This window comes from Streptomyces sp. SD15, assembly GCF_054462255.1.
Genome location: NZ_JBTLMO010000005.1, coordinates 45,175 through 61,099, shown reverse-complemented (window position 1 = coordinate 61,099; position 15,925 = coordinate 45,175). Strand labels below are relative to the sequence as shown.

Sequence of the window (15,925 nt, the reverse complement as noted above, 5' to 3'; positions counted from 1 at the left end):
GGCACGCGACCGCCGTACACCCGCTGCCCGGATGCTCGGACCGGGGGAACGCGTCCGGGAGGCGGCAGCCCTGACCGGATTCTTCACCCGCCCCGCCGTCAGGCCGGGCGGGCGACTGCCGCTCTCTGCCTGCTGCGCGTGCCTTGGCGTGTGGCCTGCGAAGACCCGGAGGCCGGTCTGGTCCGCATGACGCTGTGCCGGGGACGGGTGGTCCACGGCGGGCACTCGGATCGAGCCCGGCCGTATGAGTCCCGCTCCACGGAACCGGCCGGGACGTCATGGGACGATGTCCCGGCGAGCGGCGAAAACGGGAGGGTGTACGGGATGGCGCAGGCAGCCCGGCGAGGGCGTCCCGCAGGGGTGGATGGCGAGCAGACGCGGCGCCGCATCATGGCCGCGGCGACCGAGCACGTGGCCGAGGTGGGTTACGGCAACGCGACCATGAAGTCCATCGCCGAGCGCGCCGGTGTGACGGGTGCGGCCATCTACCGGTACTTCCCCACCAAGCAGGAGCTGGTGAGCGTCATTCTCGACGAGCTGGTCCAGGACATCATGGGCCGCCTGGAGAGGGCGACGCAGGTCCCGGGCACCCTTCAGGAGCGCTTCATCTCCCTCCTGGAGGAGTCGCTGGCCTGCACCCGTGACCATCCGGCCGCCGCGCGGCTGGGCGAGGCCGTTCACTTGGAGTCCGCGCGGATCCCGGAGTTCCAGGCGGCCATCGACGGTCGGCTGCGTACCGAGGAGAAGATCTACACGCGGCTTGTCGGCGACGCGATCCGGCGCGGCGAGCTTTCCGCCGACGCGGACCGGCAGGCGATCGCCGACATGCTCATCTCGCTGACCTGGGGACTCACCCGCCTTGGGGCGACTGTGCCCCGAGCGCGCCATGCCGCCGCCATCCGCCAGGTGGAAGGCCTGCTCGCCAGCGGCACTCTGCTCCCGCACCGCCGCTGACACGGTCCGGGAACCGCTCCGCCGCTGACACGGTCCGGGAACCGCTCCGCCGCTGGCACGGTCCGGGGACTACCTGACGCACGACTGTTGACCAGAGGTGTCGGATTACCTAAATTAAATAATCAGTCATTTACTTACGTTGCGCCAAAGGAGGCAGCGACGTGTCACTCACACCTGACCTAGAGGACCTGGCCTCGCATCCCCATGCGATCACCGACCCCAAGCGGGTCCCCGCCCAGCGCTACTACTCGGCCGACTTCGCCCAGCTGGAGAAGGAGAAGCTGTGGCCGCACGTCTGGCAGGTCGCCTGCCGGCTTGAGGACCTTCGCGAGACCGGGGACTACATCGAGTACGAGATCAACGACCAGTCCATTCTGGTCGTCCGGGAGTCCGGCTCCCGCATCAAGGCGTACTACAACGCCTGTCGGCACCGTGCCACAGCCCTGGGAATCGGCAGCGGAACTTTCCACGGTCGTCAGATTGTGTGCCCCTACCACGGCTGGCGTTGGGACCTCAACGGAGAGAACACCTACGTCTTCGCCTCGGAGCGAGGATTCACACCGGGCTGTCTGGACAAGGACAATCTGCGGCTGCGCGAGGTCCAGGTCGGCACTTGGGGCGGCATGGTCTTCATCAACATGGACCCGCAGGCACCGCCGCTGGAGCAGTACCTGGACGGCATCGCCAAGGTGTTGGACCCGATCGCCTTCGACCGCATGCGGGTGCGCTGGTGGCGACAGGTGATCCTTCCCTGCAACTGGAAGATGGCGCAGGAGGCATTCCTGGAGGCCTACCACATCATGCAGGCCCACCCCTCACTTGCCATGGGGGCGGCCGATGACGACTACAACCTCGAAGCGACCGTCGGCAGCTTCGAATGCTTTGAAGGGGGTCACGCCCACTCCCGTCCGCCCACCAGCACCGAGGCCCCGGTCAAGGGAATGTCCAAGGCGGACTACTTCATCCAGTTCAACAACGCGCTGTACTTCGGCACCGACGCGTTCACGACCGAGCGGGAGATATTCGTCCAGCAGGGACTGCTGGAGCGGGACATCCCCGACGAGGAGTTCATCCCCAAGTTCTTCGAGGCGCTGTACGCGCACGCCCAGGGGGCAGGTATCCCGCTGCCCCCGCCCGTCACGGACACGCAAGGGTATGGGCACATCTTCCCCAACCTCACCTTCCTGCCGGGCTACGGCACCAACATCATCTACCGGTCCCGGCCGAACGGTGACGATGCCGAGAGCTGCGTCTTCGAGGTCTGGGCCGTGCAGATCCCAGGCGCCGACGCGGGTGAGCCCGAGCGCCCCGTACTGGAGGGCCCCATCCCCGTCGAGGAATGGCCGCAGATCTTCCGCGAGGACTTCCAGAACGTCATTGGCCAGCAGAAGGGTGTGCGCGGTTCCGGCATCGACGACCTCATCATGTCCGAGCGCTACGAAGCGATGATCATCAACAATCACCGCACCATCGATCGCTACCTCGGTAGGGATTGACGTGGCGGCGCGCGTACGGGTCGATCCCGGGGGAGTCGAACTCTCGCCGCGGGCCGGCGAAACCGTCTTCCAGGCAGCGCTCCGGGTCGGCCTGACCTGGCCCACCATCTGCTACGGCCAGGCCCGTTGCACCGCGTGCGCGCTCCGGGTGATCGACGGCCACCTCGCGACCGACCCGCCGGGGCCCGAAGAGCGGGGCGTGCTGCGGCAGTTGGCGCAGCGCCGCCGGGGCTCCGTGCGCGACATCCGGCTGGCCTGTCGGCTGACCGTGAGCGGCGAGGTCACGGTCGAGAAGAAGGGCGTCAAGCCGACGGGCGAGGGGTCCCCGGAAGTCCAGTAGTCGGTGGGCGAGTGGTCCTCGCGAGTCCAGTCGTCGACGGACGAAGGATCCGCGCCTGCCCCGTAGCCCTGGAGCCAAGTCCCGTAGCCGGTGAACGAGCGCTCCCTGTACGTCCGTTGAGCGGCAGTCGCCGCAGAACCAGTAGCTAGGAACCGAACTCATGGCACATCAGCACACCCGGGTGCCCGCGGACGAGACCTACGACGTGATCGTCGTCGGTTTCGGCGGCGCGGGCGCCTGCGCCGCCATCGCGGCCGCGGAGGCAGGAGCTTCCGTACTCGTCCTGGAACGCTCGTACGGCGGCGGCTCCACCGCTCACTCCGGCGGCGTCGTGTACGCCGGTGGAGGCACCGACGTCCAGCAATCCGCCGGCGTCTCCGACTCCCCCAAGGAGATGTTCGCGTACCTGAAGCAGGAGAGCCAGGGCGTCGTCTCGGACGAGACACTGCGGGCGTTCGCCGAAGGCAGCCCGAAGATGATCGACTGGCTGCGCGCACAGGGCCTGGAGTTCGACGGCAGCCTCTGCGACTACAAGACGTCGTATCCGACCAACCGCCACTTCCTCTACTACTCGGGCAATGAACTGACCGCGGAAGCCGCGGCGGTGGCCCGACCCGCGGCGCGCGGCCACCGGGTCCACGCCAAGAATTTTACCGGCGCGGTCTTCTACGCCCGGCTGCGCGAAGCGGCGCTCAGCAAAGGCGTCACCGTCCGCCCGCTGGCCGACGTACGCCGGTTGGTCGTCGAGGACGGCAGGGTCGTGGGGGTCGAGTTCGCGGCCCCTGAAAAGGGCCGGGATCCGGGGCGTTGGCACGAGAAGCTCGCCAAGACGGCCGGGAAGATGATGATCTACTACCGGCCGGTCGGCCGTCGGCTGAGCGAGTTCTCCGACGGGGTCCAGCGCCGCCGCAGCCGGGTCCACCGCGCCCGGGCCCGCGGCGGAGTCGTCCTCGCCACCGGCGGATTCGGCTTCGACAAGGAGCTGATGACCAAGCACGCACCGCGGTACGCCGGCCTGAACGCGCTCGGACCGGGCGGTGAGAACGGCTCCGCGGTGAAGCTCGGAGCCCAGGTCGAAGCGGCGACCGCCCGTATGGACTCCATATCGGGATGGCGCTTCATCTGTCCGCCGTCGGCTTTCATGGAAGGCATCGTGGTGGACGCGGCGGGACAGCGCTTCGCCAACGAGCAGCTCTACGGCGCGACGATGACCAAGCCGCTGATCGAGGAGCACGGCGGACGCGGCTTCGTCATCGCCGACGCTGCCACCTGGCGCAAGGCACGGGGACAGGTCCGCACCCAGTCCGCCTTCTTCCAAGTGCCCCAACTCGCCTATATCTTCAGCCTGTTCGGCCATCACAAGGCGAACACGCTGGAAAAGCTCGCCCGTTCGTGCAAGATCGACCCCGCCGGGCTGATCAGGACGGCCGCTGATCACGACGCCGCCCTCGCCGCCGGGGAAGCCGACGCCTTCGGCAAGAACGACGAGTTCCGGCACTCCCTGGGCCAGGGACCGTACTACGCGGTGGACATCTCGACGGACGCCTCACGGACCTTCTACCCGCTTCCCTTCATCACTCTCGGCGGACTCGTCGTGGACGAGGGGACCGGTGCCGGCGTCCGCGAGAGCGGAGAGACCATTTCCGGCCTGTACGCCGCCGGGCGCGCCGCGGTCGGGATCTGCAGCAACAGCTATGTGTCGGGTCTTTCCCTGGCCGACGCCGTTTTCTCCGGACGACGCGCCGGCGAGCACGCGGCGAGCGTGGCTCGTTCCGAGGGCGCGGCCGGGGCACACAAGAAGGAGAGCACCGCATGACCGCGCAGGTTACCCAGCCGGCCGCCGAACCGGACGCAAAGGTTCTGGTCGAACTCTTCGCCACCGCCACCCGCATCAAACTCTTCGACGAGAAGTACCTCTCGCTGATGAAGGCGGGGCAGATCGGCGGGATGTACTACTCGCCGCGCGGCCAGGAGTTCGCGGCCGTGTCCGTGGCCCAGCACCTGCGTCCCGACGACTACGTCGTCACCATCTACCGCGGCCTGCACGACCAGATCGCCAAGGGTGTGCCGCTGCGCGACCTGTGGGCCGAGTACCTGGGCAAGGCGGTCGGCAGCTGCAAGGGCAAGGGCGGGCCCATGCACGTCACCTCGCCCGAGCACGGGCTCATGGTCACCACCGGCGTGGTGGGCTCCGGTATCCCGATTGCCAACGGGCTCGCGCTGTCCGCCCAGTTGCGCGGCACCGACCAGGTGGCGGTGACGAACTTCGGCGACGGCGCGTCGAACATCGGGGCCTTCCACGAGGCGCTCAACCTGGCCTCCGTGTGGAAGCTGCCCGTGATCTTCGTCTGCCAGAACAACCAGTTCGCCGAGTACACCCCGCTGAGCGAGGGCACCTCGGTGGCACGCATCGCCGATCGCGCCGCCGCCTACGGCATGCCCGGCGAGAGTGTGGACGGCAACGACCCGGTCGCCATGTGGCAGGCCGCGGGGCGCGCCGTGGACCGGGCCCGGCGGGGGGAGGGCCCCACTCTCCTGGAGGCCAACACCTTCCGCTTCAACGGCCACCTGGTGGGCGACCAGCAGAAGTACATGCCCAAGGAGCTCCTGAAGGAGGCGATGGCGGCCGACCCGGTGCCCCGCTTCCGGGCCCGCCTGATCGCCGACGAGGTGGCGACCGAGGCCGAGCTGGCGGCCATCGAGGAGCAGGCCGCCGAGGAGGTCGCGGACGCAGCCGCATACGCGCTGACCGCCGAGCTCCCGGACACCGCCGAACTCGACACGGATGTGTACGCCCCGGAGGTGGCGGCCTGATGACGGACACCCATCTCAAGGCGACAGCGACAGGAGCAGGGACCCGGGGGAGCCGCACGATGGGGCAGGTGCAGGCCCTCAACGAGGCGCTGGACATCGCGCTCGCCGCCGATCCGTCGGTCTTCCTGCTCGGCGAGGACATCCAGGAACCCAATGGTGGAGGATTCGGGGTCCACAAGGGCCTGGGCCACAAGTACGGCACCGCCCGGGTCCGCCACACCCCGATCTCCGAGCAGGCCATCATGGGCGCGGCTGTCGGCGCGGCGATCTCGGGGATGCGCCCGGTCGCCGAGATCATGCTGATGAACTTCGTGCACGTCTGCGCGGACCAACTCATCAACCACGCCGCCAAGTTGCGCTACATGTCCGGAGGGCGCACCCCGGTGCCGCTCACCGTGCGCACCGCGACCGGGACGGGCGGCGGGTTCGGTGCACAGCACTCGGACATGCTGGAGGCCCAACTGGTGCACGCCGCAGGCCTGAAGGTGGTCGTCCCCAGCAATCCGGCAGACGCGAAGGGCCTGCTGCTGTCGTGCATCTTCGACGACGACCCGTGTGTGTTCGTCGAGATGAGCCAGTTGTACTTCGCGGGCAAGGGAGAGGTGCCCGAAGGGGACTACCGCGTTCCGCTGGGCAAGGCTCGGATCGCACGCTCGGGCTCGGACGTCACACTGCTCACCTATGGGCGGCAGGTCGGCGACTGTCTCACGGTCGCAGAGACACTCGCGGCCGACGGCATCGACGTCGAGGTCGTGGATCTGCGCACCCTCAACCCCCTGGACACCGATGCCGTACTTGGCTCGGTTGCCAGGACGAAGCGGGCCGTGGTCGTCCACGAGGCGGTACGGCGTAACGGCTTCGGCGCCGAACTCGCGGCGACCATCCAGGAGGAGCTGTTCGGCGAACTGGCCGGACCGGTGCTCCGGGTCACCGCGCCGGACACCCCGGTGCCATACGCGAAATCCCTGGAGGACGCCTTCCTTCCGGGACCGGTCCGTATCGAGGCCGCGGTCCGTCGCCTGACCAAGTCCTAGACAGGACCGGCGATGAAGCCCGGAGACCTGAGAACCAGAGAGCGGAGCGCATGAGTCACGAACTGCAGATCCCCCAACTCGGGGTGACGATGACGGAGGGCGAGATCACCGAGTGGCTGGTGGCATCCGGCGACACCGTGGAAGAGGGGCAGGTGCTGTACATCCTGGCCACCGACAAGACGGAGACCGAGATCGAGTCCCCGGCATCCGGCACCCTCGAAATCATCGGCAACCTTGAGGAGACCTACGCGGTCGGCACGCTGATCGGCCGGATCAGCAGCTGAAGGAGAAGGAAGCGGCAGACGAGGTTCCCCTCGTACCGCGTCACGGCCCAAGCGGTCCTGCCGTCCCACAGGTCACCTTGGGCAGGCCCTACGTGGCACACCAGTCGGCGTACTCGGCGGGCGGGGAGGAGTGGATCGCCGGTGCCGCTGCCGCGAGTCCCGGGAAAGCGTGGGAGGGCTCTGGCGCTGCTCGGCTTCGATCCGGCGCGCCCGATCCGGGTCTTCGCCGCTTTCGCCGAGGATGTCGACGGTGGCGAGGACGTGGGCGTGGGCGAGGGCAGGCGCGGCACCGCATCCGGCGAAGCGGTGGCGCGGGAGCTGAGGGCGCTGGGGCTGTCCGCCCGCTGGGCCCGGATGGGCCCTCTCATCGCGGTGCTGTCCGCGGTCGCGCCGGACGAACGGCTGCCCCGGGGGGACTTCCCCCTGCGCCTGGGCATCGGGACCGCTGTGCCGGGGCGGCTCGTCGCCGATTCCTGGGCCGCCGCCCGCATCGCCCTGTGGTTCTCCGTCACCGATGCCCGGCGCGGGCGGCTGCCCAGCCGGACGTACGGGCTCTAGAACGACTGGCGGCACAGCCACGCGGACAGGAGGTCATCGACTTGGTGGAAGCGCTGTGCCGCGAGAGGTCACTGCGCCGGGCCGCCGCCCAGATGCACCTCCAAAACAGCTCGATGGCTGCCCGTGTCGCTCGCGCCGAGACTGCCATGAACCTCAGCTTGGACAGCGAATCCGGCCGCCTCCGCGCCGAGTTCGCGCTGCTGCTGCTCCGCCTGCGTGGCCACGCCTGACCACACGCTCCGACGCCGAACCTGGAGCGTTTTCACCCAGGAACCGCAATTCCTTCATGGCGTCGCCGCCGTGTCACGGCATGGCGAACACAGCCCCGCGACCTGTGACCTGTCTCACTCGGGACGCGATTCGCCCGTGTCGCGGGCGAGCAGTACAGTCGTAACTGAACTTAGTTAGGTTACTTGGGCAACCAGATCACCCTGGGCTCCTGACCGGCGTCGCCCCTGGCGGGGGCTTGACGGAGGTAATTCCTATGGACATTTCCATCGATTTCGACAAGTGCTGCGGTGCAGGCCAGTGTGTGCTGGCCGCCGCGGAGGTCTTCGACCAGCGGGACGAGGACGGCATCGTCGTACTGCTCGACGAGAACCCGCCCGAGGAGCAGTACGAAAATGTGCGCCAGGCCGCCGCCGTCTGCCCCGCGGCCGCGATCGAGGTGCGCGCATGAGTGCCCCGGCGCGGATCGTCGTCGTCGGCGCCTCCGCGGCCGGCCTGAGCGTCGTGGAAGGCCTGCGCCGCGCGGGCTACGCGGGCCACGTGACGCTGATCGGCGAAGAGAAGTACCTTCCCTACGACCGGCCGCCGCTGTCCAAGCAGTTGCTCTCCGGCGACTGGGACGTCGACCGACTTCAGCTGCGCGACGCGGACGCGATCGAGGCGCTTGACCTGGATCTGCGGCTGGGCGTCGCGGCCGTGGCCCTGGACACCCACAACCGCGAGGTCGCGCTGGCCGACGGCAGCCGGGTCGGTTACGACGCGCTGGTGGTGGCCACCGGCGCGGCGGCCCGCCGGCTGCCGGGCACCGAGGGTGTGGCCGGAGTACATGTGCTGCGTACCCTGGAGGACGCCCTCGCCTTCCGTGAGGCGCTCCGCTCGCGGCCCCGCCTGGTGATCGTGGGCTCGGGTTTCGTCGGCGCCGAAGCGGCGGCGGTGGCCCGGGAGCTGGGCGCCGAGGTCACCATGGTCACCGATGTCGCGGTGCCGCTCGCCGACGCGCTCGGCCCCGAGTTGGGGCGGATGCTCTCGGAGGTCCACCTCGAACACGGCGTGAGCATCGTGGCGGGGACGCTGGTCAAGGAAATCCTGGCCGAGAACGGCCACGCCACCGGCGTCCGTCTCGCGGACGGCCGCGTGATCGAGGCGGACGAGGTCCTGGTCGGCATCGGCGCCCGGCCCGGCACCACGTGGCTGGAGGGCAGCGGCATCCCGGTGGGCAACGGCGTGGAGTGTGACTCCACCCTGTACGCCGGGAGCGGGGTGTGGGCGGCCGGCGACGTCGCCAACTGGCTGCACCCGCGCACTGGTGAGCCGACCCGGATCGAGCACCGGACCAACGCCGCCGAGCAGGGACTGGCCGTGGCCCGCAACATCCTGGCCGCGCCCGGCGAGGCGGTGCCCTTCGACCCGGTGCCGTACGTCTGGTCCGACCAGTACGACTTGAAGATCCAGATCTACGGCCGTACGCGCGGCGCGGACGAGGTGCGGATCGTCGAGGGCACCGTCGAGGACCGCAAGCTCGTCGCGCTCTATGGCAAGGGCGGCCGGGTGTGCGGCGTGGTCGGCGTCAACCTGCCCCGCGCGACCCGCACTTACCGCGCACTGGTCGCCGAGGCGGCCGAGTGGGACCAGGCGGTTGACACCGCTCTCGTCGGAAGGAACGCGTGATGACGAACACCCAAGCGCTCAGGGCCGGAGTCGTCGGCCTCGGCATGATCGGCGGGGGAGTCGCCGTCAGCCTGGCCCGCAGCGGCCGTGTCCCGGCGGTGTACGACATCAGGCCGGACGCCTCCGACAAGCTGGACGGTGTCCCCGCCCCGCTCGCTTCCCCCGCCGACGTGGCCAAGGGCTCCGACGTGGTGATGGTCGCGGTGGTCAACGCCGCCCAGGCCCGTACGGTGATCGCCGGGGAAGGCGGTCTGCTGTGGGGCGCCCACCCGGGCCTGACGATCGTGCTGCAGTCCACCGTCGCCCTGCCCGTCGTCCACGAACTGGCCGAGCTGTGCGCCAAGGAAGAGGTGGGCTTCCTTGACTGCGGCGTCACCCCCGGCGACAAGGCCGCCGAGCACGGCATGGTCGCCATCATCGGCGGCGAGCAGTCCGTGGTCGACCACGCCCGGCCCGTGCTGGACGACTGGGCGAAGAAGGTCGTGCACTGCGGCCCGCTGGGCGCCGGGATGGCCACCAAGATCGCCCGTAACGTCGTCACCTACGGAACCTGGCGCACCGTCACCGAGGCCGCGGCGCTCGCCGTCGCCGCGGAGGTCGAACCGGCGCGACTGGCCGAGGTGATCGACACCGCCGACCCCGAGGGCCGCACCCTGCTCCAACTGCTGCGCATGCGCGGCGCCGACGGCACCCTGCCCGAGCCCGTCGCCCGGCAGATCGAGCCGCTCATGACCAAGGACCTAGACGCCGCCCGTGACCTGGCCGCCACGCTGGGTGTCGACACCCCGCTGGTCGACGTCACCCGTGCGGAGGCCGAACGCACTCTCGGGCTGGACTCGGAGTCGGCCCCGCCGGCCACCGACGAAGATCCCCTTCAGCGCGGCTTGGCGATGATGGACAAGGTCTACGGACCGGGCTTCAGCGCGACCATGCCCGAGGAGCTGGACCCGTACACGAGCGAAACCGTCCAGCACCTGTTCGGTGACATCTGGAGCCGTCCGGGTCTTTCGGTACGCGACCGCCGGCTGCTGGTGATGGGTGCCACCGCCGCCCTCGGCCGCGCGGATCTGATGCAGATCCAGGTCCAAGGCGCCCTCACCAACCAGGAACTGACGAAGGATCAGCTCGGCGAAGCCGTCCTGCACCTCGCCTTCTACGTCGGCTGGGGCAACGCCACCTCCGCTCAGCGAAGCGTCTCCGCCGCCGTAGCCGCACACAGCACCGCCGCACAGAGCACTGCCAAGGAGTCCCGATGACCGACACCGTTGTGAGCCAGCCCGTCACCCGTGACCCGAGCCGTCCGTTGGATCCGCCCGCGGAGTTCACCCAGCTGCGCGAGGACCAGCCCATCCTGCGGGTGCGCTTCCCCAACGGGACGAACGGCTGGCTCGTCACCCGTTTCGAAGAGGGCAGCCAGGTTTTCAACGACCCGCGGATGAGTGCGAAGCGCCACCGCCACGACACCCCCGATGGCGAGGAGCCTGAGGACCACGAGAACGCGCCGTTCGACGTGGGATTCGTCTTCATGGACGAGCCCGAGCACGGCACCTACCGCCGCCTGCTGACGGCCCGTTTCACCCCCAAGGCCGTACAGAACAAGCTCCAGCCGTACCTCGACAAAATCGTCGACGAACACCTCGACGCCATCGCCGCCGGACCCGAGACCTTCGACTTCGTCCAGGCGATGTCGCTGCCGATTCCGTGCCTGATGATCTGTGAGCTGCTCGGCGTCCCGTACGAGGACCGGGACGGCTTCCACCACGCCACCGTGGACATGATGGACATGGGCAAGACCAAGGAGGAGCGCGACAAGGGCGCGCACTGGCTGGTCGAATACATCACCCACCTGGTGGCGGACAAGCGTCGCACCGGTGACACCACGGGCATCCTGGCCGAGCTGATCAACAAGGCCGACGGCGAGGACTCGATCCTGACCGAGCGGCAGCTGATCGGCCTCGGCGTCCTGCTGCTCTTCGCCGGGCACGACACGACTGCCGCCATGATGGGACTGTCCACACTGACCCTGCTCACTCATCCGGAGGAGCGGCAGAAGCTGCTGGACCAGCCGGCGAAGGTGGGGCCCGCGATCGAGGAGCTGATGCGGTACCTGACCATCGTGCAGTTCGGTCTCGGCCGGGTGGCGCTCGAGGACCTGGAGATCGGCGGTGCGCAGATCAAGAAGGGCGAGCTGGTGGTGGTGGCGATGAACGCAGCCAACCGTGACCCCCGCGTCTTCGAGAACCCCGACACCCTGGACATCGACCGCAAGATGGTCCGTCATATGGGCTTCGGCTACGGCGTCCACGCCTGCCTGGGGCAGAACGTCGCGCGCGCCGAGCTGAGGACCGTGCTGCCCAAGCTCTTCGAACGCTTCCCGAACCTGCGGCTCGCGACCCCGCTGGAGGAGGTCCCGATGGACTTCACCGGCACCAACTACGGTGTCCGCAAGCTCATGGTCACCCGCTAGGGGCCCGGAGCCGCACAGGCAGACATGGGTGGCGGCGTGCGCGCGGCGCAGGCTGCCAACCCGACGAGGTTCTCGTCTACGCGCCGGCGGTGGCGCCGGCGGCCGGAGTGGCGTTCCTGTACGAGCCGCTGACGGCCGTGTGGAGGTTCTTGTGGACCTCCCCAAGGAACGTCCAGGCTCCACAGTGCAGGGCGGTGGCCGGCGGCCACCCGGGGTGACCCGCGGGACAGCGTCACAGAGAACAGACCGCCGGGGACCGCATCCGTACGGCCCCCGGCTCGTGGGCGTTGCGGCGAACAACCGGCCTGTCATCGCGGGCTCAAAGGCATAGGGAGCCTTCCAGTCCGCGCACGGCTCGGGACAGTGGCTTGGCCAGAGCAGTCGGCAACGCCCGACCGGTCGGCTGAGCGCGGGGTAGGAGGAGGGTGACTCGGGTGGGGCGTGAGTCAGCCGAGGAGAAGATGCGCGACGTGCAGCGCGGCCAGGACGTAGCCGTGTGTGCCGGCGCCGACGATCACGGCGTCGGCGACCGCCGAGATGTAGGAGTGGTGCCGGAATTCCTCGCGCCTGTGCACGTTGGTGATGTGGAGTTCGACGGTCGGCAGAGCGACGGCGGCGATCGCGTCCCGGAGCGCGACGGAGGTATGTGTGAACGCGGCGGGGTTGATGACGATCGCGCCGCATTCGGTGCGCGCGGCATGAATCGCGTCGACCAGCACGCCTTCGTGGTTGCTGTGTACGAAGCGCGCGGTCAGGCCGTGTGCGGACAGAGTCTTGGCCACGGTCTCCTCGACCTCGCGCAGCGTGGTGGAACCGTACTTGTCGGGCTCGCGCACGCCGAGCAGATTGAGGTTGGGGCCGTTGAGGAACAGGACGGTCCGTCCAGGCGCCCACAACGCGCAGTTCGACTACGACTTCCTGGCACACGAGTTCGCCCGCGTCCGTTCCTGGGTCCCGGTCAGTAGACGCCTGTGCACTCTGGCCCTCAACCGCCTCGTCGGGCCCGCGACGCCCGATCTCAAACTGAGCACTCTCGCCGCGCACTACGGCGTGCGCCAGGAGCGGGCCCACGACGCGCAGGACGACGTACGGGTGCTCTCCGGCATCCTGCGCGGCTCGTTGGGCGCCGCCGAGCAACTGGGCCTGTCCCTGCCGCTCCTTGACTGCCCGCCCCGCCAGGAATACAAGCCCTACGTCCCCAAGACCCCCTGTGCCTACCGCAATCCGGGCCGTCTGGAGCCGGGAAAGCCTCTGGTCCAGGGCATGAAAGTCGCCATCACCGGGGACACCCAGGTCTCCCGTGAGGAACTTGTTGCCCGCTCGGTGGCAGCCGGGCTGAACATGATGACCTCGGTCAGCGGCCAGACCAGCGTCGTCGTCGCCAACGACCACAGCGAGGCATCCAGGAAACTGCGTCGCGCCGCGGACGAGGGCGTCTTCCTCGTGGACGAGTCGACCTACCTGTGGCTGCTGGAGAACGTGCAGTCGGGCCAGGCCAAGGGCGCCGCCCACGCTGGCACTGCCAGGCAGCGTCGCGCGGCCGAGACGCCAGGGAGCGCGACGACCGCGCAACCCGCGCCCGCGCCGAGCGTCCCGGCACAGCGCACCACCGCGCCGACGGCATCCACTGCCACAGGGAACCAGGCGTTGGCCGGACGCAGGGTCCTGGTCCTGGGCGGCACCCACGAGGAGGCCGCCGAGGCACGCGCTCGTGCTGTCGCTCTGGGTGCCTCTGCGGCGGTCAACCTCTCGGCCAGCGTGTCTGACATCGTGGTGCTGCCCGGCGGCGAAGCGGACCGGCGTATGAGCCGTATCACCACACTCGGCCTGCGCGTGCACGATGCCGACTGGCTCCTCGCAGCCACCCCTGCGCCGACGCCCGTGTCGCCACAGAACCAGCCGGACACGGCAGAGGTACTGGTCCGAGGCGCCGTCATCGACCTGCCCGACGCCGACGCAGCCTGGACGGTGGCCGCCACATGGGGTCAGCACACCGTCTGCGACGTGGATGTCGTCGCTTTCGCGCTCGACGCGCATGAGCGGGTGCCAGGGGATGAGGACTTCGTCTTCTACGGGGCCCCCGAGCACCCGGACGGCACCGTACGGCTCGCCACGGACGGCCCGACGGAGCAGGCTGTCACCGCCGAGCTGGAGCGTCTGCCCACGGAGATCCGCAGGGTCGTCATCGCCGCCGCGATCGACGGTGCCGCGACATTCTCCGACGTCGGCGCCGTCGAGATCACGGCCACTTGCGGGATCGGCGCGGCCCCGACCGCCCGGGCCACCCTCGACGCCGCCACCACCGAGCGCACCATGATCCTCGCCGAGCTCTACCGCCGAGGCGACAGTTGGCGGCTGCGTGCCGTCGGACAGGGGTACGACCATGGCCTGGCCGACCTGGCCCGCGTTTATGGCGTCGACGTCTCCGAATGACTCGGGAGGCCCCCGGCGGGAGGGCTGGAAGCCATCGACGTGAAGCAGTCGAGCGGGACCCCGCCCGTGAACAGAAGCCGGGAGCGGGACTGCGGGGAACTTCGGGCTCAACGGCCCGGATAGCAGCACGCTCCGTCACCACCGAATGCGAGATAGGGCCGTTTCGAGATTGGGCCGTTTGTTGTACGCGCCTCCGGCCGGCAGTCATGACGAGCACCGCTGCCGTACAGGCACATTCATCCGGCCACGGATGCGGTCTCCTGGTAGTCCTCTGCCTCGTTGAACGCCATGCCGGGCGGCGGTTCGCGGAACATCCTGGTGAGGTAGGCGAGATAGATGACGCCCAGGCCCAGCCAGATGAGACCGAGGGTGAGCGCCGCGCCGTCCAGGTTGTACAGCAGGTAGAGATCAACGGCCGCGCCGATCGTGGGCGCGACGGCGTACGTCAACAGATTTGGTCTCTCGCCTTCCCGGCGCATGCGGATGTAGGTGGCGATGACGGCGACATTGACGAAGGTGAAGGCGACGAAGGCGCCGAAGTTGATGAAGGAGGTTGATGTTGCCACGTCGAGGCTCAGCGCGATGAGTCCGATCGCTCCGGTCAGCAGGATGTTGAAGGCGGGAGTGCGGTAGCGGGGGTGGACGCGGGCGAAGAATGTGCGGGGCAGGGCGCCGTCACGGCCCATGGCGAGCAGTAGCCGGGAAGCGCTGGCCTGGGCGGCGATGCCGGAGGCGAACTGGGCCACGACGAGTCCGGCGAGGAAGATCGATGAGAAGAGGTCACCGCCGATGCTTCTGGCGATTTCGAAGGCGGCCGATCCCTCGTTGTCGAATCTGGCGCCAGGGTGGGCGAGCTGGGTGGCGTAGGCGACCGTGACGAAGATGGCGCCACCGATCAGAGCGATCAGCAAAATCGCGCGCGGCATCGTGCGCTTCGGGTTGGTGGTCTCTTCCGTAAGGGTGGTGACGGCGTCGAAGCCGAGGAAGGAGTACGCGGCGATGGCGGCGCCGGCCGAGACGCCGGCCAGCGTGGTGGCACTGTTCACGAAGGGGCTGGTACTCGCCAGGGCGCCGGTGCCGCCGAGATTGAAGACGTGGCGTAGGGCCAGCGCCACGAAGATCACTATGACCAGGACCTGGAAGATCATCAGCAGGTCGTTGACACGTTCGGCCGTCTTGATGCCGCGGACGTTCAGCGCTGTGGTGAGGGCGATGAATCCGACGATCCAGACCCAGAGCGGGACGCCGGGGAACTGCGCCTGGAGGTATGCGCCGCCGATGAGCCAGATGACCATGGGGAGGAAGAAGTAGTCGAGCAGGGTCACCCAGCCGACGAGGAAGCCGAGGCGCGAGTCGAGGGCCTTGCGCACGTAGGTGTACGAGGAACCTGCCACCGGATAGGTGGCGGCCATGCGCCCGTAGCTCTGCGCGGTGAACAGCATGGCGAGCAGAGCAAGCAGATAGGAGGTAGGGACGGTGCCGCCGGTGGCGGTGGCGACCACGCCGAAGGTGCCGAGGACGATCATCGGGGTCATGTAGGCGAGACCGAACAGGACGACGGCTCTGAGCCCGAGGGTACGGGCGAGTGTGGGTGCGGCATCGTTGCCGTGGGACATGGAGCGCTCCGGGTTACTCGAAAGGCAGGGCGG

15 protein-coding genes are annotated in these 15,925 nt (G+C 68.9%); 13 read left to right on the top strand and 2 right to left on the bottom strand.

The annotated features are described in order from the left end of the window. Positions 1-324 precede the first annotated feature (324 nt). The 12 genes from ACX28W_RS06730 to ACX28W_RS06675 all read left to right on the top strand — a co-directional run bounded on the left by ACX28W_RS06730 (position 325) and on the right by ACX28W_RS06675 (position 11,843). Complete coding sequence (locus tag ACX28W_RS06730) at positions 325-954, top strand: TetR/AcrR family transcriptional regulator (RefSeq protein WP_458997819.1); 630 nt, start codon at positions 325-327, stop codon at positions 952-954. A gap of 161 nt (positions 955-1,115) precedes the next feature. Beyond that, positions 1,116-2,450: an aromatic ring-hydroxylating oxygenase subunit alpha gene (locus ACX28W_RS06725; RefSeq protein ID WP_458997818.1), complete on the top strand. Its 1,335-nt coding sequence runs from the start codon at positions 1,116-1,118 to the stop codon at positions 2,448-2,450. 1 nt (position 2,451) lies between these two features. After that, positions 2,452-2,790, top strand: coding sequence for a 2Fe-2S iron-sulfur cluster-binding protein (locus ACX28W_RS06720; RefSeq protein ID WP_458997817.1), 339 nt, complete (start codon positions 2,452-2,454; stop codon positions 2,788-2,790). 160 nt (positions 2,791-2,950) lie between these two features. Beyond that, a complete protein-coding gene (locus ACX28W_RS06715) occupies positions 2,951-4,606 on the top strand; it encodes an FAD-binding protein (protein WP_458997816.1) in 1,656 nt (551 codons plus the stop codon). Continuing rightward, positions 4,603-5,604 (top strand): thiamine pyrophosphate-dependent dehydrogenase E1 component subunit alpha, encoded by a 1,002-nt coding sequence (locus ACX28W_RS06710; protein ID WP_458997815.1) that lies wholly within the window; start codon positions 4,603-4,605, stop codon positions 5,602-5,604. Before ACX28W_RS06715 ends, ACX28W_RS06710 begins: the two co-directional genes overlap by 4 nt. A 59-nt stretch (positions 5,605-5,663) precedes the next feature. Continuing rightward, positions 5,664-6,638, top strand: a complete 975-nt coding sequence (locus tag ACX28W_RS06705) for an alpha-ketoacid dehydrogenase subunit beta (protein WP_458997814.1) — start codon at positions 5,664-5,666, stop codon at positions 6,636-6,638. Positions 6,639-6,688: 50 nt separating this feature from the next. Next, a complete protein-coding gene (locus tag ACX28W_RS06700) occupies positions 6,689-6,922 on the top strand; it encodes a biotin/lipoyl-containing protein (RefSeq protein WP_458997813.1) in 234 nt (77 codons plus the stop codon). Positions 6,923-7,063: 141 nt separating this feature from the next. Further along, complete coding sequence (locus ACX28W_RS06695; protein ID WP_458997812.1) at positions 7,064-7,480, top strand: hypothetical protein; 417 nt, start codon at positions 7,064-7,066, stop codon at positions 7,478-7,480. A gap of 484 nt (positions 7,481-7,964) precedes the next feature. Next, a complete protein-coding gene (locus ACX28W_RS06690; protein ID WP_458997811.1) occupies positions 7,965-8,159 on the top strand; it encodes a ferredoxin in 195 nt (64 codons plus the stop codon). Beyond that, the gene (locus tag ACX28W_RS06685; RefSeq protein WP_458997810.1) at positions 8,156-9,376 is read left to right on the top strand and encodes an NAD(P)/FAD-dependent oxidoreductase; all 1,221 of its coding nucleotides are present in this window, start codon (positions 8,156-8,158) and stop codon (positions 9,374-9,376) included. Before ACX28W_RS06690 ends, ACX28W_RS06685 begins: the two co-directional genes overlap by 4 nt. Beyond that, positions 9,376-10,632, top strand: a complete 1,257-nt coding sequence (locus tag ACX28W_RS06680; RefSeq protein ID WP_458997809.1) for an NAD(P)-binding domain-containing protein — start codon at positions 9,376-9,378, stop codon at positions 10,630-10,632. The genes ACX28W_RS06685 and ACX28W_RS06680 overlap by 1 nt, the downstream gene beginning before the upstream one ends. Next, a complete protein-coding gene (locus ACX28W_RS06675; RefSeq protein ID WP_458997808.1) occupies positions 10,629-11,843 on the top strand; it encodes a cytochrome P450 in 1,215 nt (404 codons plus the stop codon). The genes ACX28W_RS06680 and ACX28W_RS06675 overlap by 4 nt, the downstream gene beginning before the upstream one ends. A gap of 446 nt (positions 11,844-12,289) precedes the next feature. On the opposite strand, the gene ACX28W_RS06670 is transcribed toward ACX28W_RS06675, so the two are convergent. Then, positions 12,290-12,679, bottom strand: a complete 390-nt coding sequence (locus tag ACX28W_RS06670; RefSeq protein ID WP_458997807.1) for a type II 3-dehydroquinate dehydratase — start codon at positions 12,677-12,679, stop codon at positions 12,290-12,292. Between the two features lie 25 nt (positions 12,680-12,704). Here ACX28W_RS06670 and ACX28W_RS06665 point away from each other — a divergent pair, with 25 nt between their 5' ends. Then, positions 12,705-14,276 carry a TerD family protein gene (locus tag ACX28W_RS06665; RefSeq protein ID WP_458997806.1) on the top strand — a complete coding sequence of 524 codons (1,572 nt, stop codon included), beginning with the start codon at positions 12,705-12,707 and terminating at the stop codon, positions 14,274-14,276. Positions 14,277-14,512: 236 nt separating this feature from the next. Here the strand turns inward: ACX28W_RS06665 and ACX28W_RS06660 are convergent, their stop codons facing one another. Then, entirely contained in the window at positions 14,513-15,892 is a 1,380-nt protein-coding gene (locus tag ACX28W_RS06660) for an APC family permease (RefSeq protein WP_458997805.1), read from the bottom strand. Positions 15,893-15,925: the final 33 nt, after the last annotated feature.